Source organism: Amycolatopsis sp. A1MSW2902, from assembly GCF_017312175.1.
GTDB lineage: Bacteria > Actinomycetota > Actinomycetes > Mycobacteriales > Pseudonocardiaceae > Amycolatopsis > Amycolatopsis nivea.
Genome location: NZ_QJPO01000001.1, coordinates 2,721,245 through 2,743,984, shown reverse-complemented (window position 1 = coordinate 2,743,984; position 22,740 = coordinate 2,721,245). Strand labels below are relative to the sequence as shown.

Below are 22,740 nucleotides of genomic sequence, written 5' to 3'. Positions count from 1 at the left end.
CAGGTCTAACTTTTGAACTGACTAGTCAGTTCAAAATCCGTGGAGTGTGTCCAGTGCAGGTCCGTGCCGACCGGGTGTCCCTGAAGGGTCCCCACGGCCCCTTGTTGCCGCCTACCTCGCTCACCGTCGAGGAGGGCTGCCTCACCGTCGTGCACGGCGAACCGGGCGTCGGCATCACCGCGCTGGCGCTCGCGCTGGCCGGACGGTTGAAGCCGACCACCGGGACCGTGACCGCCGAACCCGAGGGCGACCTGCGGCGGCTCGTGGCCGTCGTGGACTCGCCGGGAGTCAGCGAGCCGGACGAAGCCTTGTCGCTGCGCATCGTCGCCGGCGAAGAACTGGCGCTCGCACACCGTCCTTCCAGCAAGGATGCTGTCACAGCCTGGCTCTCCCAGCACGACGCGGCTCCGTACGCCGACAGCCGGTTCGAGAATCTCGAGCCCGCGCTGCGCATCCGGCTGCTCGCCGCGCTGGCCGCCGAACGCGACGGCGTGCGCGTGCTCGTCCTCGACGCGCCCGACCGGCACACCAGCAACGTCGAGACCTGGGCCGCGGTCGCGAAGGAGCACGCCGCCCGCGGGTTCGCGGTGGCCGTGCTGGCCGCGACGACGCCCGAGTCGGCGCTCCCCTGCCCGCCCGCCAAGGTCGGCGAGGTCGTACAGCCGGACCCGGTCCGGCTGTACGCCCCGCCGGAACCCGCCGAGGCCGAGCAGACCCGGCAGCTCACGGACACCGCCGAACTGACCGCCGAAACCGAGAACTCCGAGGGAGACCGGGCATGACCACCCCCCACAAGCGGGCCGGCGGACTGAACGCGTTCCGGATCGCGCGCAACGAGCTGCGCAGGCTGTCCACCGGGACGCTGCCGAAGCTCGCCATGTTCGCGCTCGTGATGGTGCCGCTGCTGTACGCGTCGTTCTACCTCTACGCGAACTACGACCCCTACGGCCGCCTCGACAAGCTGCCCGCCGCGGTGTTCACCGAGGACGCCGGCGCGAAGGACTCCGGCGGGGCCGAGCGCAACGTCGGCCGCGAGGTGACCGACGAACTGGTGAAGTCCGGCACCTTCCAGTGGCACCAAGTGTCCGAAAAGGACGCCCGGGACGGCGTGCGCGACGACAAGTACTCGTTCGCCATCGGCATCCCGCACGACTTCTCGAAGGCGCTGCTGTCGTCCGGCAATTTCGAGCCGCAGCAGGCGACCATCACGCTCACCACCAACGACGCCAACAACTACCTGTCCGGCACCATCGCGAAACAGGTGGCCGACCAGGTCCGCAAGACGATCGCGGAGAAGGTGGGCAGCGAGGCGGCGGACAAGTTCCTCGTCGGCTTCTCCACCATCTACGGCAAGATCTCCGAAGCGACCGACGGGGCCAAGCAACTGGCCGACGGCGCGGCGAAACTCCAGACGGGGCAACATCAACTGGCCGACGGGGCGAGCCAGCTCGCGACCGGGTCGAGCAGTCTCGCGACCGGGCTGGGCACGCTCAAGTCGAGCACCGCGCAGCTGCCGAGCCAGACGCAGAAGCTCGCCGACGGGGCGGGCCAGGTGGCCGACGGCAACCAGAAGGTGGCGAACGCGGGCTCGCTGGCCGCGTCCGCCTCGTCCGACGTGATGGGCCGGATCGACAGCTACCGCGGCCAGCTGGCCGCGAAGCTGCAGGAATCCGGGATGTCGGAGGATCTCAAGAACGCGATCCTGGCCGACTACGACAAGCTGCGCACGGACGCGAACCAGGCGAACGGGAAGATCCAGTCCGCCAACGGAGACCTGCAGAAGCTCTCCAGCGGCGCCCGGCAGGTGTCCGACGGGGCGCACCAGCTCGCGTCGGCCTCGCCGCAGCTGGCCAACGGGATCGCGCAGGCGTCCGACGGCGCGAACCAGCTGCGCGACGGCGCGGCGAAGCTCAACGACGGCGAGAAGACCGCCGCAACCGGCACCGACCAGCTCGCCGACGGTTCGGCGAAGCTGCGCGACGGGCTCGCCGCCGGGCTGAAGCAGATCCCGAACCCGGACGACCCGACCCGGACCGCCACCGCGAACACGATCGCCGACCCGGTCGCGGTCGCGTCGAACGGCGTCGCGTCGGCGGGCACCTACGGCGCCGGGCTCGCGCCGTTCTTCATCTCGCTGGCCACCTGGATCGGCGCGTTCGTGCTGTTCCTGCTGATCCGCCCGCTGTCGACGCGCGCGCTCACCGCCGGCGCGTCGCCACTGCGGGTGGCGCTCGGCGGCTGGCTGTCCTCGGCCGTGCTGGGGCTGGGGCAGGTGATCGTGCTGTTCGCCGCGGTGACCTGGCTGGTCGGCATCCACGTGGCGCATCCGTTGGGCGCGATCGGCTTCGCCTGTCTGGTGTCGCTGGCTTTCACGTCGATCGTGCACGCGTTGAACGCGCTCTTCGGCGCGGTCGGCAAGTTCCTCGGGCTCGTGCTGCTGGTGCTGCAGCTGGTGAGCGCGGGCGGCACGTTCCCGTGGCAGACGATCCCGGACGCGCTCTATCCGCTGCACATCGTGCTGCCCATGGGTTATGCCATCGACGGGTTCCGGCACCTGCTGTACTCCGGCGCGTCGCTGCAGATCCTCGGTGACGTAGGGGTGCTGGTCGCGTACCTCGTCGGCGGGATCCTGCTGTCCACTCTCGCGGCGCGCAAACACCGGGTGTGGTCGGTCTCGGCGCTCAAGCCCGAGCTGAGCCTGTGAGGGAAACGACCAAACGGAAGCTCTTCGAGGCCACCTTGCGGCTGTCGGCCAGTCGCGGGCTGGTCGGGCTGACTGTGGACGACATCGCGGCTGAGGCCGGGGTCGCCAAGGGGACCGTTTACTACAACTTCGGGTCCAAGGACGGGCTCGTCGACTCGCTGCTCCGGTTCGGCGTGGATCTGCTCGCCGGGCGGTTGCGGGCTGCCGGGTCGGACGACGATCCGTTGGCGGTGATCGAGGCTCAGGTGGATACGACGCTGGAGTTCATCGCGGAGTATCCGGGGTTTTCGCAGATCGTGGTCAGCGAGTTGTGGCATACGCCGGGGCGGTGGCACGACACGTTGGCGTTGCTGCGGGAAGAGCTGATCGCTGTCGTGAAGGCGCAGCTGGAGCGCTTGGACGCGGCTGGGCGGTTGCCGGAGGGGCTGGACATCGCGACGGCCGCGGCTGGGTTGTTCGGGACGATGCTCGTGGTGGCGTTGGATTGGCAGGTTTTTCATCCGGCGCGCGATCGGGCGGATGTGCTGGGGTCGGTGATGTTGCTGATTCGCGGGGTCAAGAGGTGAAGCTCGGGGGTGACCTTCCCTGGGCGACGTGGTGGGGCCCGGCGTTCGGTGCCGGGCCCCTGGGGGTTAGTGGCAGTTGGCGCAGCAGCCGCAGCCCTTGCCGGTGCAGGCGGAGCAGCATCCGTGCCGCAGGACGGTCTGGAACAGGCGTTTGATCATTGCTCGGTCCTTCCGGGTTGGTTCTTCCTGCGTGGGTCACGCTAAGTGGGGTCGTGGTTACTGGGGTACCGCTGACTGGGCTTGGGGGCGGGTGAATCCTCCCTCGGGGTGTCTCGGCTCGTCGCCTGGCGGCGACATTGCGCTCTGGCGTGCGTGGGGCACCCCGAAGCTTGATTGTGCTGACGGTCTGAGGGTGCTTGTCAAGGCTGGAAAGATGCCTTGACAAGCACCCTCAGACCGCAGGAGAGCTTCGTATCGGGGTGCGGGGGTGGTGTGGGTGCACCGATGCGTTGGGTGCATCGGTGGCGGTTTGGGTGGGGGTTGGGGCTAGCGCCCCAATGTGGCATTGGGTGCATGTGACGCACCCAATGTGGCGTTCGTTGCGTCTGACGCACCCAATGCCGCATTGGGGCGCATCGCGGGCGGGTGAGGCGCTGGCGGGTGGGCCGTGAAGGGCTCCTTGAGGGAATCCACGTCCGTGAAGGAGCCCTTCACGGACCGGCGAACGGTCGTGAGGGCCACCCTGGGGGAATCAGAGTCAATGAGGGTTCCCCTCACGGCTTCACTGTCCACAGGGGACGTTGAGCCAGTCTGCGTTGGGGATGCTTTTTCTCGTGTCTTCTAGGCGGGTCAGCAACGGTTCCAGTTGGGTGGGGTCTGCGGTGTATTCGAGGATTGCTCGGTAGAAGGCGCCGGTCATGGTTTTGGGCATTAGGTCGGAGGCGTCGAAGCAGACGGGTTTTCCTGAGGTGAGGGTGTCGGCGACCTTGCGGCGCACTGGGTCGCGGTAGACGTTCTTCGCGACAGCGGTTCCTGCGGAGAAGGCGGTCGCGTTGGGGTTGCCTGCCCAGATTTGCTGGGCTTCCGGCGAGACCAGGAACTCCAGGAACTGGCGGGCTTGCGGGGTGTCGGCGAACATCGCGGCCAGGTCTGCCGAAACCTCCGACGCGCCGGAGCCGGGGAACGGGAAGAAGTCGTAGTCGGTTCCCGGTTGCGGGCGGGGGCCGGCCGGGGTGTGCAGGTGCATGGTTTGGTAGCTGCCCATCGCGAACGAGCCCTGGTGTTCCATTCGGCAGCCTGGCGGGTCGGCGAAGAGGGGGCGGGCTGCGTCTCGGAAGTCGGTGAGCAGGGCGGAGGGGGCGCCGCCTTGGATGCCGCCCGGGTGTACTGCCAGGGTGCCCCAGTCTTGGAACGCTTTGCGCACTGGGTCTGAGGTCCACGGGAGAGTTCCGGCGGACCATTGGCGGTAGATCTCCGGGCCTGCGGAGTGCAGCAGGATGTCTTCGACCCAATCGGTGCCGGGCCAGCCGGAGGCGGGAGGGGCGGCTAAGCCTAGGCACCATGGGGTGTTCTGGCTGTTCGCCAGGGTTACCAGCTGCGGCCAGGTGCTGGGTTTCGGGCCGGGCAGGGTTGCTGGGCGGTACCAGATCGCGCTTTTGAGGTCGGCCTTCACCGCGACGGAGTAGAGCTTTCCGGTGCCGAGGCGTTGCAGGTTGACCCATTGCCTGCCGTAGAAGGATTCGGCTTGGGGTTCCAGGAAGTCGAGGGGTTTGATTTCCCGGCGGCGGGCGTAGTCGGCCAAGAGGCCAGGGCTGGACAGGACTGCGATGTCGGGGGCGGCGCCTTGCTGGACGTCTGCGGCCAGGACCTGCTCTACCGCGCGCGTGCCTTGATAGTGGACTTCGATGCCGGTCTTCGCTTCGAAACGTTGCTTGACCTGGTTGAAGGCGGCTTCCTCGCCTTCGGTCCAGACGCCGATCACCTGGAGCGTGTTGCTGCCTGCGGCGACTCCGCACGCCGACGAAGCCGCTAGCAGCGCGGCGGAGGCCAGCAGGAGCAGGTTCTTCCACAGTGGACGGTTCATGGCCGGTACCGGTATTCGTCGATCCTTCGGTACAAGCCGACGACGGTCAGGGCTCCGGCGAGGATCAGGGCGGCCGGGACCAGCACTGGCAGGCCGCCGGATTCGGTGGCTGCGGTTCCGGCGGACGTCACGGCGCGGGCGGCTGACGTGATGGCGTTCTGCGCTGGAGCGGTGGTCGAGGCGGACAGGGTTTGGCGGCGGAAATCGTCCACAGTGGACCCGCAGCCGGGTGGGCCGCAGCGTTGGTACAGGAGGGCGGCTAAGCGGGCGTGGCCGTCGGCGTCGGCGGCTTCGATGCTTTTCTCTCGGACGGCGACTGCTTCGTCCACGCTGCTGCGCACGGTGTCGAGGCGTCCGGCTAAGGCGGCGGCCAGCAGCAGTCCCGCGATGACGCCCAGGCCTAGGGCGGTCGCGCCCAGCAGAGGCAGGTTCAAACGGCGGCGGAAGCGTTGGCGGAGGAAGACTTGCGTCGACACCAGCAGGGCGAGCAGGACGAGCGGCGGCAGGAGCCAGAGGATCAGCGGGCCCGCGCTCATCCTCGTGCCGGAGATCTGGGTGTCGAGGGCGGCGCGTTCGTCTTTTTGCAGTTTGCCCAGCAGGTCGAGGACGTTGTCGGGGCCGTGCAGCAGCAGCGAGGCGTACCAGAGGTCGGCCAGCCCGACTAGTTCCCCGCCTGGTTGCCGGAAGTGCGCGTCCGCTTGGCCCATGGCGCCGGAGTACGACGCGACCAGGCCTTCGACGGTTTGCAGGGTTCCGGTGCCGGGCTCGCCTGCCTGGTTGAACTCCGCGACGCGCGCGAGGCTTTGGCTCGCCGACGCCATCCGGTTTTCGTACTCCTGTCCCGGACCGGCCAATTTCGCCTCGCCGGAAGCGAAACTGGCGATGGCGGCGGCATCGGCGGACACGAGGGCGTCCCGCGCGGCCGCGACCTCGAGGATCGCCCGGCTGGTCGCTGACGAGATCTGGTCGGCTGTCCGGACCACGCCGCTTACCGCGAGGTACGACGTGACCAGCGCGAGCACGGTCCCGGCCAGCAGCACTGCCCTGATCCGCACGAGCGCTTGTCGTGTCCGCAGCGTCACGCGGCACCTCCGTCGAACCGTTCGCCGCACTCCTCGCAGAATCGCGCGTCGGACGGGTTCGGGTTTCCGCACTGCGGGCAGATCGCCGGTTCGGCGTCCGGAAGGGGCACGGCGCGGGTGTCGCGAGGTTCGCCGCCGACGTTCGAGACCGTGGAGACCAGCAGGTTGAGCAGTTCGCTGCGGGTGACCTCGGGGCGCAGGCGCACGTCGTCGCCGTCCGTTTCGACTACCCGGGCGAGCCGGCGCAGCACCTCCGTGTTGCCGGTCCGCGTGGCGATTTCGACGGCCTGGCCCCATTCCCGCGCCGCTCGGGCGTGGTCGCCCGCGGCGTAGGCCTCGTCGGCGTTGACCAGAGCCTCGCTCAACTCGGCGTGCATGGTGTAGCGGCGCACCTTCGGGTCGACCAGCGTCGGTGCGACCGGGTCGCGGGTCCAGTGCGCCAGAACGGGCACCGCCGAATCCGGCGAGCCGTCGACCTCGACCCAGGCGAGCATCCGGTCGGAGCCGTATTCCGGTGGAGCGTCTGCCGAAACCTCGACTGCGAGCTGGAATTCCCGGGTCTCGCCGGCGCTCCAGGAGCCGAGGGAGAGGACCGTTTTCCGGTCGCCGTCGGGGACGCAGCGCGAGGTCAGATCGTATTCGCTCGGCCAGACCTGTTTCACGAACCGGAGCGTGGTCTGCTCGGTGACGCCGATCCGCAGCCGCGCCGACGGGATGACCTTGGCGAGCGCCGCGGACATCAGTGCGCGGAAGTCGTCGACCATGTCTTCGTCGCGCACCACCGAGTCGACGGAACCACGCAGCACCCGGCCGATCTCGACCAGCTCGGCGCGTTGCCAGCCGTCGCCGATTCCCCTTGCGTCGCAGACGAATTGGCCTTCGCAGGCGTCCAGTTCGCGACGCAGTGCCTCCGGGGATTGCGACTGGTTGTTCCCGTCGGTCAACAGGATCGCGTGGCGCACTGCGTCCGGCACCGAAGCGAACAGGTGCCGTGCGCATTCCAGCCAGGTGCCCATCGCGGTGCCGCCGACCGCGACGAACCGCTCCACTGCGGCGACCGCGGCTGCCCGCGTTTCGTTCGACGCGACCGCGAGACCGAACTCCGCGGGATACGCCAGGTCGGCGCGCTCGGTGCCGCGGACGACGGCGAAAGCGACGCCGTCCGGGAGGGCCCAGATCGCCGCGGCTGCGGCCCGGCGCGCGGCGGCGATCTTCGTCGGCGGGTAGCGCATCGAGGTCGAGCAGTCGACCAGGAGCACTTCCGCGCCGGGCGGCCGAAGAGCGGCGTCGCCGTCGTCGCACGCGGAAACGGTGACCACGGCCTGCATCGCGGTGTCGCCTTCGCCGAGGTAGCGGTTCTGATGGACCTCGACGTCCCAACCCCTGCTCATCCCTCGCCCCTTCGCCGCCTACACCCAGGTCGTCGGCCTCGTCTCGTTCGCGCGGTCGACCAAAGCGTCGTGGTACTCCGCCGAACCCGCCCGGCGCGCGATCCGCCGGTACGACTGCTCCACCAGCAGCCGCAGCCCGTGCTCGTCGAGCCGTTCGCCGAGCACCGGACCCGGCGGCATCCCGCGCATTCCGGCCAGGAAGCACCGCAGCGCGCTCTCGCGGACCTCGGCGGTGAGCCGATCCGCGGTGTCGCGGTCCACTTCCAGCGCGGACAGCCGGTCGATCGCCTCGGCCAGGTCCTCGATATCGGGCAGGGCGTCGCCCACCGGCAGGATTCCCGCGCGCACGCGGATTCCGGCGATCCGGGCCGCCTCGTCGTGCCGCGAGTACTCCGGGACCTGGTCCAGCAATTCCACCGCGGCCGTGCGCTCGTCCAGCTGCAGATGCCCGCGAGCCAGCCCGAAAACGGCGTTGACCTGCAGATGGTCGCGCACCCACAGCGCGTCGTAGTAGCGCGCCGCCTTCTTCGGGCCGCCGCAGTGCTCCGCGCACAGGCCGAGCGCGAGCTTCGGCGTCTCCTCCCCCGGGATGTCGCGGTGGACGCGCTCGAACCAGGTCTGTGCACTCTCCACGGCACCGACGGCGAGCGCGACCAGCCCGCGATGCCAGGCGATCCGCCAGTCGTGCCTCGCCCGGGCACCGAGCAGTTTCTCGGCCGCGTCCACTCGTCGCGCGGCTTGCTCCGCGCCGGTCGAGTCCACTTCGGACAGTTCGAGCCAGGCCCGGCAGCGGCGCAGCTCGACCTCGACCGTCGAGTCTGCCCGTTCGAGTTTCTTCAGCAGCCGAGCGGGATCCGGTGCGCGGACGGTGCGCAAGAAGGCGACCGCCGGATCGTGCGGATCCTCGTGCGGCACCGGCAATCCGAGCGCGATGTCGAGCGGTGCGGGCAGCGCGCCGAGCGGGCCTACGGTGCGCCGGGCGCGACGCACCCACTCGCCGACCGGCCGCGGCTGGCCGAGCCCGGCGTCCAGCAGTACCGCCGCTTCGGTGAACAGGGTGGAGATCGACGGGCGCGATTGGCGGTCGCGCAGCGAAAGGATCTCGTGCAGGACGCCGTCGAGCTGCACGAGCATTTCGCCGGTGGTGGCGAACCGGTGCTCGTACGGCCCGGTCGCCCGGTCGAGCACCTGGGTGAAGGATTCGACGCCGAGCGCGATCCGTTTGTCGGCCGGACGCGGCCAGCCGTCGCTGCAGCGGAACAGGTCGCGCAGCGTCGCGCCGACGGTGTGGATGTCCGAGCGCACGGTGAGGCCGTGCTCGTCCAGTTCGGTCGCGCCGATCTGGAACCGCGGGTTGCCGACGATCGGGCTGGTCTGGTCGCCGATCTTGCGGATCGCGCCGAAATCGATCAGCTTGACCCGCTTCTCGCCGTGGATCACGTTCTGCGGGCTCAGATCGCAGTACAGCAGCCCCTGTTCGTGCAGGTAGCCGAGCGCGGTGAGGATCTCCCGGCCGTACGCCACGACGTGTTCGACCAGCAGCTTGCCCTCGGGCCCGTCGAGCATCGCGCGGCCGCGCCGCATCACCTCCGCGAGCGGGAGGCCGTCGACGAACTCCATGACGATGTAGCGCGCGTCCGGCCCGCCGTGCGGATCGGGATGCGTGGCGACGTCGTGGATCCGGACGATGTTCGGGTGGTCGAGCGAGGTCAGCACCTGGCTCTCGGTCTCGGCGATCCGCACCGCGGCTTCGTCGCCGGTGTTGAGCAGGCCTTTCAGCGCGACGTACTGCTTCAGCCGCAGGTCGGTGCCGAGGTAGACGTACCCGAGCCCGCCGCGCGCGATGCAGCCGTGCACCTGGTAGCGGCCGTCGACCACATCGTCCGGAAACAGCTTGGGAGAGAAGGAAAACGGCGTCCCGCACTGCGAGCAGAAGCCTTCGGTGCGCGCGGGACGGCCACCCGCCGAGCGGCCGACCGGCGCGCCGCAACCGCGTTTGCCGCAGTACCGTTCGTCCTCGGCGACGTGCGGATCGGCGAGGACGCGCCCGGCGATGTCCGGCAGGACGACCACGGGGAGCGGGATGTAGTCGTCGCCGGTGCCGTGCCCGGCGGTCTGCTGCTCCCGCGTGACGACGGTGTCGGCGATCCGGCTCGCGCCCGGAGCGGGGATGACGAGCGTCGCGTCGGCTTTCGGCGGCGGCTTCTTCGGCTCGGATCCCGGCGCCCAGCCGCATTTCGCGCAGAACCCGGCGCGGCTGATCGTGCCGGAGCAGTTCGGGCGGGCGCAGGCGATCATCGATTCCCCTTGCGCACCGCGGCACCGAACGCCTCGACGGCCGCCGCGGCCTCCTCCGGATCGCACGCGCCCTCGTACAGCAGATGCCAAGCGTTGGCGTACAACGAATCCAGCAGCGGATCCTCGACCCGGCCGGCTGCGCGGGCACGGTCTCCGTAACCGTCGAGACGAAACCTCAACTCGGTACGGCGGTCATGTGCCGCGTCCAGCCGATCGCGTGCGCTTTTCGCCGCGGCCAGATCGGCGGCCACCACCCCGGCGACCTCCTCGACGTGTCGTTCCGCCCACGCGACCTCACCGAGATCGGCGGCTTCCTGCAACCGGCTCACCGCGCCACGGCGGCGACGCACCCGCGGCGGCGGAATGTCGCTCACCGCGAATCGCGGAGCCAGTTCGGAGAGGTGTTCCTCGATCGCGGCGAGTTCGTCGATCTGCTTGTCCAGCGCGGAAATCCGGCGCGCCAACCCGTCCGGGCGCGCTCCGTTCCGGCGCGACCGCAACTCCGTCAGCCCCGGCGACGACTCGCGGCGGAACCCGAGCGCGAGCCGGATCCCCAGCCCCGCGGCACGGTCCGCGAGCGGCGCGAGCACCTCGCCGATCAGCTGTTCCGGCTCGGCCGCGTCGTCGATCGCGTTCACCACCACCGTGCGGCCGACGCCCGAATGCGTCACCCCGTTGTCCAGCGTGAGGTCAAGCCGCTCGGCGAGCCGCTGCCGCACCTGAGCCGAGGTCTTGCCCGCCGCGTCCACCGCGAGGTCGACGCTTCCCGCCGGCGGCAAGGTTTCCTTGGCCAGGGTGTCGCGCAGTGCGTTCGCCGCCGCCGAACGCTCCCGGTCGGCAAGCACCACCGCGAGATCCAGCGCGGCGGCCTTCGCGGACCCGGCCTCGCCGGTCACGACGATCCACACGCCACGCCCCTCGCCGAACCAGCCCACGACCTCGCGCGCGAACTGCGGGTCGTAGGCGACCCGGTCGAGTTCGCGGCCGAAGGTCTGGTCGACGGCCGGGCTCCCCCGCCCCCACCGGTCCGCGCCGAGGTAGCCGAGAATCGTCTCGACCGGGATCATCCACGCGACCCGCTCGCCCTCGGCCTGGTAGCGGGACACGACCATGCCGACCACGCGGCCGGTCTCCTCGTCGAGCACGGCGGTGCCGCTGAACCCGCCGGTGATCGGCTGGTCGTCGTTCTTCCGGCCCAGCTGCACCCATTCGCATCCGGGCCCGCCCTCGCCGGCGAGCTCGCCGAACGTCCACAGCCCCTCGTCCGCGCCTTCCGGAAACCCGTAGGCGCGCACGGCCTGCCCGTCGGACAACGGCATCCGGTACAACGGCGCGCCCTTGGCTCCCGGCACCCGCTCGGCCAGCCGCAGCACGGCGATGTCGCCGCGCTCGTCCGGCCCCGGCGGCACCCACGCCCCCGGCACGACGCGGCCGGAACCGACCGGGGTGCCGGGCAGCCCGACGAAATCGACCAGGACGTCCGCGTCCGGCCCGCCCGCCCGCTCGACGACGTGCGCGCAGGTGAGCACATGGTCCTCGTCGAGCATGGTGCCTGCCCCGCGGATCCCGCCGGTGCGGTCGCGCAGGCGAACCCGCCAGCGTCGACGCTCGGCCTGGTACCCCACGAGGGGACCCTACGCCGCGCGATCGGCGGCCCGGGCGGCGTTCGCGGAAAGTGGCCCACGCTGGAGCAGCAAGCTCACCCGTTCAGCGGCGTGAAGACACTTCTCATGGGTGACACCGGTTTCGGGGAGTCGCCTCGTGTTGGCGGGCAGTCAGATCGCCGTGCTGGTGTTGGCGATCTTGCTTGGGTTGGCGGGCAAGGGTTTCGGGCCTGCCGCGCCGGGTTCGACGCGGGTTGGCCGAGGCGAACGGTAAATCTGCGGAGGCTGCTGATTCGGGTTTGCTCGGTTGGGTTCGCTACCGATTCCGTTGCCCGTGCGGGTTTGCTCGGTTGGGTTCGCTACCGATTCCGTTGCCCGCGCCGGTGTTCGCCTTCGGTGCAGAGCTGTCGCCGGTGCCGCCGATTCGCGCGCTTGCCCGGAGGTGCCGCCGATTGCCTTGCCCGCGGCGAAGATCCGTGAATCCCCGCCCGTGCTCGTCCGAACGGGCGAGCCGCCGAGTTCTTTCGTCCACGCCGACGAACCGCGACCGCCGACCGGACTCCCTCGCCCGCACAGCCGACTCGTGCCCGCCCGCTCGGACTCGCCGAGCCCGTTCCAGCCTCGCTGTGCCTGAGTGCCCGGGACCAGTCGCCGACCGGCCCCGGGCGTGCCTCAGCTCAGTGCGCGGCCTCGTTCCACGAGCGTCCGTATCCGACCGAAACCTCCAGGGGCACGGTGAGTTCCGCGGCAGAGCCCATGCCCTCGCGGACCAGTTTCTCGACGTCCGCACGCTCGCCGTCGGCGATTTCCAGGACCAGTTCGTCGTGGACCTGGAGCAGCACGCGGCTGCGCGAGCCCGCTTCGGCGAGGGCGCGGTGCACGTTCAGCATCGCCACCTTGATGATGTCGGCCGCGCTGCCCTGGATCGGGGCGTTGAGCGCCATCCGCTCGGCCATTTCGCGGCGCTGCCGGTTGTCGCTGTTCAGGTCCGGCAGGTAGCGGCGGCGGCCGAAGATCGTCTCGGTGTACCCGCGCTTCGCAGCCTCCCCGACGACCGACTGCAGGTAGTCGCGCACCCCGCCGAACCGCGAGAAGTACGCCTCCATCTGCTCTTTCGCGTCTTCCGTCGAGATCTTCAGCTGCTGCGACAAGCCGTACGCCGACAAGCCGTACGCCAATCCGTACGACATCGCCTTGACGCGGTAGCGCTGTTCCGCCGTGATTTCCGCGGCGGGCACGGAAAACGCGCGCGACGCGACGAACGTGTGCAGGTCCTCGCCGCTGTTGAAGGCCTCGATGAGGCCCTCGTCCTTCGACAGGTGCGCCATGATCCGCATTTCGATCTGGCTGTAGTCCGCGGTCATCAGCTCGACGTAGCCGTCGCCGACCACGAACGCGTCGCGGATGCGCCTGCCTTCCTCGGTGCGCACCGGGATGTTCTGCAGGTTCGGCTCGATCGACGACAGCCGTCCGGTGGCCGCGATCGTCTGCTGCAGCGTGGTGTGGATGCGCCCGTCGTCGGCGACCGATTTGATCAGGCCCTCGACCGTGGTGCGCAGCCGCGTCGCGTCGCGGTGTTCCAGCATGTGCTGCAGGAACGGGTGCTCGGTCTTCTCGAACAGCGACTGCAGCGCGTCCGCGTCGGTGGTGTAGCCGGTCTTGGTGCGCTTGGTCTTCGGCATGCCCAGCTCGTCGAACAGCACCACCTGCAGCTGCTTCGGCGAACCGAGGTTGATCTGCTTGCCGATCACCTCGTACGCGGATTCCGCGGCCTGCGTGACCCGGCTGAGGTAGTGCGCCTCCAGCTCGGTGAGCTGGTCGACGTCGACCGCGATGCCCGCCGCTTCCAGTTCGGTGATCACTTCCAGCAGCGGGAGTTCGAGCTCGGCCAGCAGCTTCGCGCCGCCGAGCTCCTCCAGTTCGGTGGCAAGCGCGCCGGCCAGCTCGAAGACCGCGCGGGCCTTCACCAGTTCGGCGGAGATTTCCTTCTGCTCCAGCTCGTCCGCGCCGCCGTCGAGCAGCGACAGCTGGCCGTCGCCGTCTCCCGCTTCCGAGCGCAGCTCGCGGTGCAGGTAGCGCAGGGCCAGATCGTCCAGCCCGAACGTGCGCTGCCCCGGCCGCGCGAGGTATGCGGCGAGCGCGGTGTCCATGCTGAGCCCGCCGAACGTCCAGCCGCGGGAGCGCACCGCGTGCAGCGGCACCTTCAGGTCGTGGCCGATCTTGCGGATCTTCGGGTCCGCCAGCCACGCCGACAGCGCCCGGTCGTCCGCCTCGTCCATCGCCGTGACGTCGACGTACGCACCCTCGCCGTCAGCCGTGGCGAAGGCGACCGCCTTGAGGTCGGAACGGACCGACGAACCCGTGGTGCGGAACGACAGCGCGACCGGCTCGGCCGCTCCGGCGTGCGCTTCGAGCCACGCGCCGAGCGCACCTGGCGCGAGCGCGGAGCCGGACACCTCGAAGCCTTCCTCGGCCTCCGGTTCGGCGCTGCTCAGCGTCTCGAACAGGCGGTCGCGCAGGACGCGGAACTCCAGCTCGTCGAAGAGCCGGTGCACTGCCTCGCGGTCCCACGGGCGCAGCTCCAGCTGGTCCGGCACGGACTCCAGCGGCACGTCGCGGACCAGCTCGGTGAGCTGCCGGTTGAGCTGGACCGAGGACAGGTGCTCGCGCAGCGCGTTGCCGACCTTGCCCTTGACCTCGTCGACCCGGTCGATCAGGTCGGCCAGGCTGCCGAACTGCCGGATCCACTTGGCCGCGGTCTTCTCCCCCACGCCGGGGATGCCGGGCAGGTTGTCCGACGGGTCGCCGCGCAGGGCCGCGAAGTCCGGGTACTGGGTCGGCGTGAGGCCGTATTTCTCTTCCACCGCGTCCGGCGTGAACCGCACGAGGTCGGAGACGCCCCGCTTCGGGTACAAAACGGTCACCCGATCGGTGACGAGCTGCAACGCGTCGCGATCGCCGGTGCAGATCAGGACGTCGTAGTCCTCGCCCGCCTGCGTGGTGAGCGTGGCGATGACGTCGTCGGCCTCGTAGTTCTCCTTCGTGAGCGAAGGGATGCCGAGCACCTCGAGCACCTCTTTGACCAGGTCGACCTGGCCGCGGAACTCGTCCGGCGTGGCGCTGCGGTTGGCCTTGTAGTCGGCGTACGTCTCCGACCGGAAGGTCTTGCGCGAGAGGTCGAAGGCGACCGCGAGGTGCGTCGGCTTCTCGTCGCGCAGCAGGTTGATGAGCATCGAGGTGAAGCCGAAGACCGCGTTGGTGACCTGCCCGGTCTTCGTGCGGAAATTCTCCGCGGGCAGGGCGAAGAAGGCGCGGTAGGCCATCGAATGGCCGTCGATCAGCAGCAGCCGGGGTCGTTCCTGCGCACCGGCGGCGCCTGTGGTCTTGGCAACGGTTCGGTTCTCACTCGGGCTCACGGGGGCGAGTCTAGGGTGAGGGTCTGACACTCTTGCGTGTCGCATAGGTTGAGGAGCAGAGAGTGACCGAGCAGACGGCGGAAATCACGCCGGGCCAGTTCGCGGGCATGGACCCCGCGGCCGCGGACCAGCAGCTGAACGACAAGATCGGGCTGAAGCTCGTGGAGCTGACCCCCGAGCGGGTCGTCGGCACGATCCCCGTCGAAGGCAACCTCCAGCCCTACGGCCTCCTGCACGGCGGCGCGAACGCCACCGTCGCCGAAGCCCTGGGCTCGGTGCTGGCCGCACTGAACGCAGGCCCGGAACGCGCCGCGATGGGTCTTGAGCTGTCCTGCACCCACCACCGCGCAGTCCGCTCCGGCACCGTGACCGGAGTCGCGACCCCCCTGCACGTCGGACGAGGCACCATCACGTCGGAAATCGTGCTCACCGACGACGAAGGCCGCCGCACCTGCACCGCCAGGCTCACCTGCGTCGTCCGGGACCGCCCGCCAGGCGCCTAATCCCACGGAGAGGCGGTCGTGAGGGGAGCCCTGAGGAACTCTGATTCCCTCAGGGCTCCCCTCACGACCGTCCGCGCCCAGGATCGACACACCCGCACCCGCTGCTGAGAAACCCCCAATGCCACATTGGGGCGCTAGCCCCACCCCCCACCCAACCGCAGCCAGCGCACCCACCGAACCAGGCACCCACACCTCCCCCACCTCCGATACGACGCCAAAAACACGGCGCGGGGGTGCTTGTCAAGGCATCTTTCCCGCCTTGACAAGCACCCCCGCGCCGTAGTCACAATCAAAAATCGGGGTGCCCGTCTCACCACCCGGGCGCAATGTCGCCGCCAGGCGACGAGCCGACCTCACCCCACCCCGAGATAAGCCTCCTTGATACTGGTATCAGCCAACAACTCCTGCCCAGTACCAGTCTTGGTAATCTGCCCAGTCTCCAGCACATAAGCCCGATGCGCCCGAGACAACGCCTGCTGCGCATTCTGCTCAACCAGCAGCACCGTAGTCCCCTGCCGATTGATCTCCGTGATAATCCGGAAAATCTGCTGAATGAACTGCGGCGCCAACCCCATCGAAGGCTCGTCCAGCAACAACAACCGAGGCTTAGCCATCAACGCCCGCCCGATGGCGAGCATCTGCTGCTCACCCCCGGACATAGTCCCGCCGACCTGAGTCTTCCGCTCAGCCAACCGCGGAAACAGCTCGAACACCCGGTCGAAATCAGGCTGCAGATTCTTCCGGTCCTTGCGCGCATAAGCGCCCATGTCCAGATTCTCCAGCACCGTCATGCCGGGGAAAATCCCCCGACCCTCCGGCGCCTGCGAAATCCCGCGAACCACACGCAAATCCCCGCGCAGCCGCGAAATGTCCTCGCCGTCGAACCGAATAGCACCGCCGGAGATCGGCCGGATACCGGAAATCGCCCGCATCGTGGTCGACTTGCCAGCGCCGTTCGCCCCGATGAGGGTGACGATCTCGCCCTCGTTGACCGTGATGGACAGCCCGGCCACGGCCTGGATCCGTCCGTAATGGACCGAAACGTCGGAAAGCTCAAGCAACGTCATCGTCGGGAACTCCCAGGTAAGCGGCGATCACGGCGGGGTTCTCCCGGATTTCGGAAGGCAGCCCGTCGGCGATCTTCTTGCCGAACTCCAGCACCACGATCCGGTCGGTGACGCCCATGACGAGCTTCATGTCGTGTTCGATCAGCAGGACGGTGTAGCCGTCGTCGCGGATCGTCCGGATCAGCCCCATGAGCTCTTCCTTCTCCGCCGGGTTGAACCCGGCGGCAGGCTCGTCGAGGCACAGCAGCTTCGGCTCGGTGGCGAGCGCCCGCGCGATCTCCAGCCGGCGCTGATAGCCGTACGGCAGGTTCTTCGCCCGGTCCGCGGCGCGGTCGGCGATGCCGACGAATTCCAGCAGCGCCATGGCCTTCTCGATCGCCTGCTTCTCCTCGCGGTGGTGCCGCGGGACTCGCAGGAGGGCGCCGAGCAGGCTCGTCTTGTGCCGGGCGTCGGTGCCGACGACCACGTTCTCCAGCGCGGTCATCTCGGAAAACAGCCGGATGTTCTGGAACGTCCGCGCGATGCCGAGCTGGGTGATCCCGTGCCGCGACGTCTTGCCGAGCGGCTGGTCCTCGAGCAGCACCTGCCCCGAGGACGGCCGGTAGACGCCGGTCATCGCGTTGAAGCAGGTGGTCTTGCCCGCGCCGTTCGGCCCGATCAGGCCCAGGATCTCGCCGCGCCGGATCTCGAAGGACACCGAGTCCAGCGCCACCAGCCCGCCGAAGCGGACGGTGACGTCGTCGACCTTGAGCAGCGTCTGCCCGTAGCCTGCCTGGATCTCCCGGTCCGGCGCGACGACCTCGGCGACCTCGGCCTCGTGCTCGGCGAGCTCGTCGGCGGTCATGTTCGCGACCTCCGCCACGAGGCCGCCCTCGGCCGGGACCTCGGGCCCGGTTCCGTTGCCAGGGACCGTCATGCCTTCTCCCCCGGGTTGTCGGTGACCAGCGAACCGTCGCTGCTGACCTGTTCGCCCTTGCCGAGCAGCCGCTGGTACGCCTGCCTGCCGTAGGCGAGCAGCCGCTGCCGCGCGCCGAGCAGGCCCTGCGGGCGAAAGATCATCAGGACGATCAGCGCCAGCCCGAAGATCAGGTACTTGTACTCCGCGATCTGCTGAAACCGCAGCGGCACGTACGCCACCACGATCGCGCCCAGCAGCACGCCGACCTTGTTGCCCGCGCCGCCGAGAATGACCGCGGCCAGGAACAGCATCGACGTGACCACGTCGAACTTCTGGTTGTTCACGAAGCCCAATTGCCCCGCGTACAGCGCGCCGGAGAGGCCGCCGACCGCGGCGCCGCCGACGAACGCCCAGATCTTGAACTTGAACGTCGGCACGCCCATGATCTCGGCCGCGTCCTCGTCGTCGCGGATCGCGACCCACGCGCGGCCGACGCGGCTGCGCTCCAGGTTCCCGACCACGAACAGGATCACGATGATGATCGTGACGCAGAGCCAGTACCACGGGATGCCGTCGGTGTTGTTGAAGAGCGGGTTGCCGTCCGCCTTCACGCCCGGCGGGTGCCCGACGCCCTGGAAGCCGCGGTTGCCGCGCAGCGGGTCGATGTTGTCGGCCAGCAGTCGCACGATCTCGCCGAAGCCCAGCGTGACGATCGCCAGGTAGTCGCCGCGCAACCGCAGCGTCGGCGTCCCCAGGATCACCCCGAAGATCATCGTGACCACCATCGCGATCGGCAGCACGACGAGGAACGGCAGCTTCGCCAGCGACGAGTCCGGGCTCGTGAAGAGCGCCATCACGTAGGCGCCGATCGCGAAGAACCCGACGTAGCCGAGGTCGAGCAGACCCGCTTGGCCGACCACGATGTTGAGCCCGATGGCGACCAGCGCGTAGCGGGCCACCTCGAACATCGCGATCGGGAAGTCGTACCCGGGCTGGGTGGTGATCAGCGGCGGGTTCAGCACCGGCAGCAGGTAGACCAGCGCCACCAGCGGGATCAGCACCCCCCACTGCTGGACCCGGGACAGCCTGTTCCACCAGTCCGAGAGCGGACGGCGGCGCGCCTTCGCCGGAGCGGCGGGCGGCGTCGTAGTCGTCGTCATACCCGTGCCTTTCCGAGCGATTCGCCGAGAATGCCGGTCGGGCGGAACATGAGGATCAGCACCAGCAGGGCGAACGCGACGACGTCGCGCCAGGCGCCGCCGAACAGCGACTGCCCGTAGTTCTCCACGACGCCGAGCAGCAGGCCGCCCAGCAGCGCGCCGCGCAGGTTGCCGATGCCGCCGAGCACCGCGGCGGTGAACGCCTTGATGCCGAGGATGAAGCCGCCCTGGTACGAGGCGCCCTGCGGGATCTTCATCATGTAGAACAGCGCCGCCGCGCCGGCCAGCAGGCCGCCGATGAGGAACGTCAGGGTGATGACGCGTTCCTTGTTGACGCCCATCAGCGTCGCGGTGTCCGGGTCCTGCGCGACCGCGCGGATGCCGCGGCCGAACTTGGTGCGGTTGACGAACATGTCCGTGCCGACCATCAGCAGGATCGACGCCACCACGGTGATGATGGTGACGATCGTGACGCTGCCGCCGAAGATCGTGAACACCTCGTCGTTGCGCAGCAGCCGGATGCTGTTCTCCGGGTTGCCGCCGCGCCAGATGAACAGGATCTGCTGCAGCACGAAGGAAGCGCCGATCGCGGTGATCAGGAAGACCAGCCGGGGGGCCTTGCGTTTGCGCAGCGGCCGGTAGGCCACGCGTTCCAGCACGACCGCGGTGCCGCCGGACACCGCCATCGACGCGATGAGCGCGAGCAGCAGGAAGCCGATCAGCTCGAAGATCGGCAGATCCGGGGTCGCGCCCGGGCGGAAACCCAAGCCGTAGAAGGTGAACCACGTCGCGAAGGCGCCGTAGATGAACACCTCGGAGTGGGCGAAGTTGATGAGTTTGAGCACGCCGTAGACGAGGGTGTAGCCCAGCGCTACGAGCGCGTAGATGCTGCCGTAGGAAAGACCGTCGATCGTGTTGTCCCAGAACTGGTTCAGGAACGAATTCACGTCGAAGGTGATCCAGCTTCCGCCGCCCTGCGCGAGGACGAGCGAACTGAGGTCAGGGGTCATCGACACACTAGTTCTCCATGTGGGTCCGGGGTGCGGGCCCGGCGGGATCTCGCCGCCTGGCCCGCACCCCGGTACTGGAACCGAAAGCGGTGAGCTACTTGATCTCGGTGTTGCGGACGATCTTCCCGTTCTCCACCTTGTAGGTCCACACGGTGGTCGCGGCGAGCTCGCCGTGGTCGTCCCACTTGAAGTGCTTCGTGATGCCCTGGCCGTCGTAGGTCTTCACGAAGTCCAGCAGGCCGGCGCGGTCCTTCTTGCCCGCGTCGATGCCCTTCAGCAGGATCGTCGCGACATCGTAGGCCTCGGGCGAGTAGGTGCCCGGGTCGACGCCGGTCGCCGCCTTGTAGGCGTCGGTGAACTTGGTGAACTGGTCGGCGGGCACGCAGGGGCAGGTGAAGTACGCGTTGGCCGCGGCGTCGCCGGCGCCCTTCACGAACAGGTCGTCCTTCACGCCGTCCGGGCCGACGAACTTGGCCTTGACGCCCGCGTCGTTCAGCTGCTGCGCGAACGGAGCGGCTTCCTGGTAGTAGCCCGAGTAGAAGATCGCGTCCGGCTTCTCGTTCTTGATCTTGTTGACCACGGCGGAGAAGTCGGTCTGCTTCGTCTTGACCTTGTCCTGGCAGCTCGCCTTGTCGCCGAGCGCCTTGACGGTCGAGGCGGCGAGACCGGTGCCGTACTCGGAGTCGTCCTCGATCACGCAGACCTTGTTGGCCTTGAGCTCGCCGGTGATGAACTTCGCGGCGGCCGGGCCCTGCGCGTTGTCGTTGCCCAGCGCGCGGAAGAAGGTCTTCCAGCCGTTCTGGGCGAGCGACGGGTTGGTCGCGGACGGGGTCACGGCGACGAGGCCCGCGGAGTTGAAGATGTTGCCCGCGGCCTTCGACTCGCCCGAGAACGGGAGGCCGATGACGCCGATGATGCCCGGGGTGTTGACGATCTGGGTCACGATGCCCGGCGCCTTGTCCGGGGTGCCCTCGGTGTCGAACTCCGCGAGCTTGACCTGGCAGCCCGGGTTCGCCTTGTTGTGCTGGTCGACCGCCAGCTTCGCGCCCTTGAGGATGTTCTGGCCCAGGGCCGCGTTCGCGCCGTTGATCGTGCCGGCGTAGGCGATCGAGGTCGGCGCGCACTGCGCCTTGCCGTCTCCCGCCGGGTCCGCCGCGTTCGCCGCCGCCGACGGGGCCGCGGCCTGCGGCGCGCCGCTGTCGCCACCCGAGTCACCGCCGGTCCGCGCCGAGCAGGCGCCAAGGGAGATGACTCCCGCCGCGGCCAGCACGATGACCTTAGTGAGTCGTGCTCTCTGCACTCGTTCCTCCAAATGCCACCCGCCACGCTCCTGCGGAACGGCGGGTCCCTGCGTGGGACTTCGACTGGGCGCTGAACGTAGCCGCCGGGTGAGGTGTTGCACAGAGTCACAGCGAGTCTTGTATCCACATCGTGACGGTCGTCACGAGAATTAACGGACGATTTACACTCGATCGCCTGATTGCAACGACCGAGTGAATGACTCTTCGTGTCCGAGCACCCCTCGAACGGACCTAGACCTGACGTCCGATCGATGGAGGCAGTGTAGGAACATCCCCTCTGTCATCGTGACCGACACCACGATCCCCCGGCCTCCAAGGTAGCAACCTTGCCCTTTCGCGCAGGGCAGATCAACCCGCACGGGTGGGTCGCGAACCGGTGCCGCAGAAGGGTTTTCGCTGGTCGGCGCCCAGGTTTCGGCGCGACACGGCGGGCCGGGACGGATGCGGCGAACCGGAAGGCAGTCCCGCTGGGCGGGAGCGCGCTCCGGGTCCGGTCGGTGACTCTCCGGAACGGTTTCCGGCGTTTCCGGAGTGCCGGGCCACGAAAAAGCGGGCGCGACCCCCTGGTCACGCCCGCTTCCCCGGGTGCTTGCCGGTTGCTCAGCCGATGCTTTCCACGACCGCCTCGGCGACGGCCTTCATCGTGGTGCGCCGGTCCATCGCGGTGCGCTGGATCCAGCGGAACGCGTCGGGTTCGGTGAGCCCCTGGCGGCTCATCAGCAGGCCCTTCGCCCGGTCGATGACCTTGCGGGTCTCGAGCCGGTCGGTGAGCCCGGCGACCTCGGCCTCGAGGGCCTGCAGCTCGGAGAACCGGCTGACGGCCAGCTCGATCGCGGGCACGAGGTCGCGTTTGGCGAACGGTTTCACCAGGTACGCCATGGTGCCCGCGTCGCGGGCCCGTTCGACGAGGTCGCGCTGGCTGAACGCGGTGAGAATGACGACCGGCGCGATCCGGTCGCCGGTGATCCGCGCGGCCGCCTCGATGCCGTCGAGCTTCGGCATCTTGACGTCGAGGATCACGAGGTCCGGCTTGAGATCGGTGGCCAGCGCGATGGCCTCCTCGCCGTCGCCGGCCTCGCCGACCACCTCGTAGCCCTCTTCGCGCAGCATCTCCACCAGGTCGAGCCGGATGAGCGCCTCGTCTTCCGCGACGAGCACCCGTCGCTGCGGCACGCCGGCGGCGGCGCCGTTCGACTCGGCAGCCTGTTCGGTCACCGGTGTCCTCCTGAAGGCTCGGCGGGACGTCTTCGACACGCGGTCACCCGCGAGAGCCCAGCGTACCGGGACCGATCCAGATCCCACGATGGCGTTCACCACGAAGTGGCGGGCGACACCCAGCCCCGGCCCCAAGTCGATCACCGTCGAGCCCCGTCGATCACCGGACCCGATCACCGGACCCGGTCGCCGGAGGGGAGGACGGGTCCCGTAAAGTTTCCGGCACTGCGCCCCCGTAGCCCAACTGGCAGAGGCAACGGATTCAAAACCCGTCCAGTGTGAGTTCGAATCTCACCGGGGGCACCCGGAAATCTTCCGTTTTCACAGGTCAGCGGCCTGCGGCTCCGGGAGCGGCATCCGCGCGAAGCGCATTTCCGCAGGTCAATCGGTGTGAGTTCGAATCCCCCTTGGGTTCGGACGATCGAGGCTCAGAGGAATACCCCGTCACAAAACTCGCCGTCTCGCTGTAGCCCAGGCGCTGGGCGACTTCCTCCGTTGTGAG

Annotated in this window: 16 protein-coding genes and 1 tRNA gene; 5 read left to right on the top strand and 12 right to left on the bottom strand. The window is 68.9% G+C overall.

Annotated elements, in window-relative coordinates:
* Positions 1 to 53 precede the first annotated feature (53 nt).
* From DMP23_RS12545 to DMP23_RS12535, 3 genes are read left to right on the top strand one after another with little or no spacing between them, the layout of a single operon-like run.
* Entirely contained in the window at positions 54 to 782 is a 729-nt protein-coding gene (locus DMP23_RS12545) for an ABC transporter ATP-binding protein (RefSeq protein WP_337821129.1), read from the top strand.
* A 26-nt stretch (positions 783 to 808) separates the two neighbouring features.
* Positions 809 to 2,704, top strand: a complete 1,896-nt coding sequence (locus DMP23_RS12540) for a YhgE/Pip domain-containing protein (RefSeq protein WP_337824389.1) — start codon at positions 809 to 811, stop codon at positions 2,702 to 2,704.
* Positions 2,701 to 3,270, top strand: a complete 570-nt coding sequence (locus tag DMP23_RS12535; protein WP_037818094.1) for a TetR/AcrR family transcriptional regulator — start codon at positions 2,701 to 2,703, stop codon at positions 3,268 to 3,270. Before DMP23_RS12540 ends, DMP23_RS12535 begins: the two co-directional genes overlap by 4 nt.
* A 721-nt stretch (positions 3,271 to 3,991) precedes the next feature.
* Here the strand turns inward: DMP23_RS12535 and DMP23_RS12530 are convergent.
* From DMP23_RS12530 to polA, 6 genes are all read right to left on the bottom strand, one after another.
* The gene (locus DMP23_RS12530) at positions 3,992 to 5,293 is read right to left on the bottom strand and encodes an ABC transporter substrate-binding protein (protein ID WP_337821128.1); all 1,302 of its coding nucleotides are present in this window, start codon (positions 5,291 to 5,293) and stop codon (positions 3,992 to 3,994) included.
* Positions 5,290 to 6,375 carry a hypothetical protein gene (locus DMP23_RS12525; protein WP_337821127.1) on the bottom strand — a complete coding sequence of 362 codons (1,086 nt, stop codon included), beginning with the start codon at positions 6,373 to 6,375 and terminating at the stop codon, positions 5,290 to 5,292. Before DMP23_RS12525 ends, DMP23_RS12530 begins: the two co-directional genes overlap by 4 nt.
* On the bottom strand, positions 6,372 to 7,766 hold the full coding sequence (locus DMP23_RS12520; RefSeq protein WP_337821126.1) for a VWA domain-containing protein: 1,395 nt from the start codon (positions 7,764 to 7,766) through the stop codon (positions 6,372 to 6,374). The genes DMP23_RS12525 and DMP23_RS12520 overlap by 4 nt, the downstream gene beginning before the upstream one ends.
* 18 nt (positions 7,767 to 7,784) lie before the next feature.
* Complete coding sequence (locus DMP23_RS12515) at positions 7,785 to 10,064, bottom strand: tetratricopeptide repeat protein (RefSeq protein ID WP_337821125.1); 2,280 nt, start codon at positions 10,062 to 10,064, stop codon at positions 7,785 to 7,787.
* Complete coding sequence (locus tag DMP23_RS12510) at positions 10,061 to 11,689, bottom strand: trypsin-like peptidase domain-containing protein (protein ID WP_240691302.1); 1,629 nt, start codon at positions 11,687 to 11,689, stop codon at positions 10,061 to 10,063. The genes DMP23_RS12515 and DMP23_RS12510 overlap by 4 nt, the downstream gene beginning before the upstream one ends.
* A gap of 656 nt (positions 11,690 to 12,345) precedes the next feature.
* Complete coding sequence (gene polA, locus DMP23_RS12505) at positions 12,346 to 15,084, bottom strand: DNA polymerase I (RefSeq protein WP_037818090.1); 2,739 nt, start codon at positions 15,082 to 15,084, stop codon at positions 12,346 to 12,348.
* Positions 15,085 to 15,191: 107 nt separating this feature from the next.
* Between polA and DMP23_RS12500 the strand changes: the two genes are divergently transcribed.
* Positions 15,192 to 15,587 carry a PaaI family thioesterase gene (locus DMP23_RS12500; RefSeq protein ID WP_162836026.1) on the top strand — a complete coding sequence of 132 codons (396 nt, stop codon included), beginning with the start codon at positions 15,192 to 15,194 and terminating at the stop codon, positions 15,585 to 15,587.
* 353 nt (positions 15,588 to 15,940) lie between these two features.
* On the opposite strand, the gene DMP23_RS12495 is transcribed toward DMP23_RS12500, so the two are convergent.
* The 6 genes from DMP23_RS12495 to DMP23_RS12470 all read right to left on the bottom strand — a co-directional run bounded on the left by DMP23_RS12495 (position 15,941) and on the right by DMP23_RS12470 (position 22,238).
* Positions 15,941 to 16,654 carry an ABC transporter ATP-binding protein gene (locus tag DMP23_RS12495; protein WP_337821124.1) on the bottom strand — a complete coding sequence of 238 codons (714 nt, stop codon included), beginning with the start codon at positions 16,652 to 16,654 and terminating at the stop codon, positions 15,941 to 15,943.
* On the bottom strand, positions 16,641 to 17,570 hold the full coding sequence (locus tag DMP23_RS12490) for an ABC transporter ATP-binding protein (protein WP_037818086.1): 930 nt from the start codon (positions 17,568 to 17,570) through the stop codon (positions 16,641 to 16,643). Before DMP23_RS12490 ends, DMP23_RS12495 begins: the two co-directional genes overlap by 14 nt.
* Positions 17,567 to 18,712, bottom strand: coding sequence for a branched-chain amino acid ABC transporter permease (locus tag DMP23_RS12485; RefSeq protein ID WP_037818085.1), 1,146 nt, complete (start codon positions 18,710 to 18,712; stop codon positions 17,567 to 17,569). Before DMP23_RS12485 ends, DMP23_RS12490 begins: the two co-directional genes overlap by 4 nt.
* Positions 18,709 to 19,722 (bottom strand): branched-chain amino acid ABC transporter permease, encoded by a 1,014-nt coding sequence (locus DMP23_RS12480; protein ID WP_037818218.1) that lies wholly within the window; start codon positions 19,720 to 19,722, stop codon positions 18,709 to 18,711. Before DMP23_RS12480 ends, DMP23_RS12485 begins: the two co-directional genes overlap by 4 nt.
* 94 nt (positions 19,723 to 19,816) lie before the next feature.
* Positions 19,817 to 20,992 carry a branched-chain amino acid ABC transporter substrate-binding protein gene (locus DMP23_RS12475; protein ID WP_037818084.1) on the bottom strand — a complete coding sequence of 392 codons (1,176 nt, stop codon included), beginning with the start codon at positions 20,990 to 20,992 and terminating at the stop codon, positions 19,817 to 19,819.
* A 631-nt stretch (positions 20,993 to 21,623) separates the two neighbouring features.
* Positions 21,624 to 22,238: an ANTAR domain-containing response regulator gene (locus DMP23_RS12470; protein WP_009079762.1), complete on the bottom strand. Its 615-nt coding sequence runs from the start codon at positions 22,236 to 22,238 to the stop codon at positions 21,624 to 21,626.
* A gap of 229 nt (positions 22,239 to 22,467) precedes the next feature.
* Here DMP23_RS12470 and DMP23_RS12465 point away from each other — a divergent pair.
* A tRNA-Leu gene (locus DMP23_RS12465) sits at positions 22,468 to 22,541 on the top strand.
* Positions 22,542 to 22,740: the final 199 nt, after the last annotated feature.

Excerpts from the sequence above, each read along its gene's own strand:
- DMP23_RS12530 (WP_337821128.1), bottom strand. The coding sequence starts at position 5,293 with ATGAACCGTCCACTGTGGAAGAACCTGCTCCTGCTGGCCTCCGCCGCG.
- DMP23_RS12520 (WP_337821126.1), bottom strand. The coding sequence starts at position 7,766 with ATGAGCAGGGGTTGGGACGTCGAGGTCCATCAGAACCGCTACCTCGGC.
- DMP23_RS12515 (WP_337821125.1), bottom strand. The coding sequence starts at position 10,064 with ATGATCGCCTGCGCCCGCCCGAACTGCTCCGGCACGATCAGCCGCGCC.
- DMP23_RS12500 (WP_162836026.1), top strand. The coding sequence starts at position 15,192 with ATGGACCCCGCGGCCGCGGACCAGCAGCTGAACGACAAGATCGGGCTG.
- DMP23_RS12495 (WP_337821124.1), bottom strand. The coding sequence starts at position 16,654 with ATGACGTTGCTTGAGCTTTCCGACGTTTCGGTCCATTACGGACGGATC.
- DMP23_RS12490 (WP_037818086.1), bottom strand. The coding sequence starts at position 17,570 with ATGACGGTCCCTGGCAACGGAACCGGGCCCGAGGTCCCGGCCGAGGGC.
- DMP23_RS12485 (WP_037818085.1), bottom strand. The coding sequence starts at position 18,712 with ATGACGACGACTACGACGCCGCCCGCCGCTCCGGCGAAGGCGCGCCGC.
- DMP23_RS12480 (WP_037818218.1), bottom strand. The coding sequence starts at position 19,722 with ATGACCCCTGACCTCAGTTCGCTCGTCCTCGCGCAGGGCGGCGGAAGC.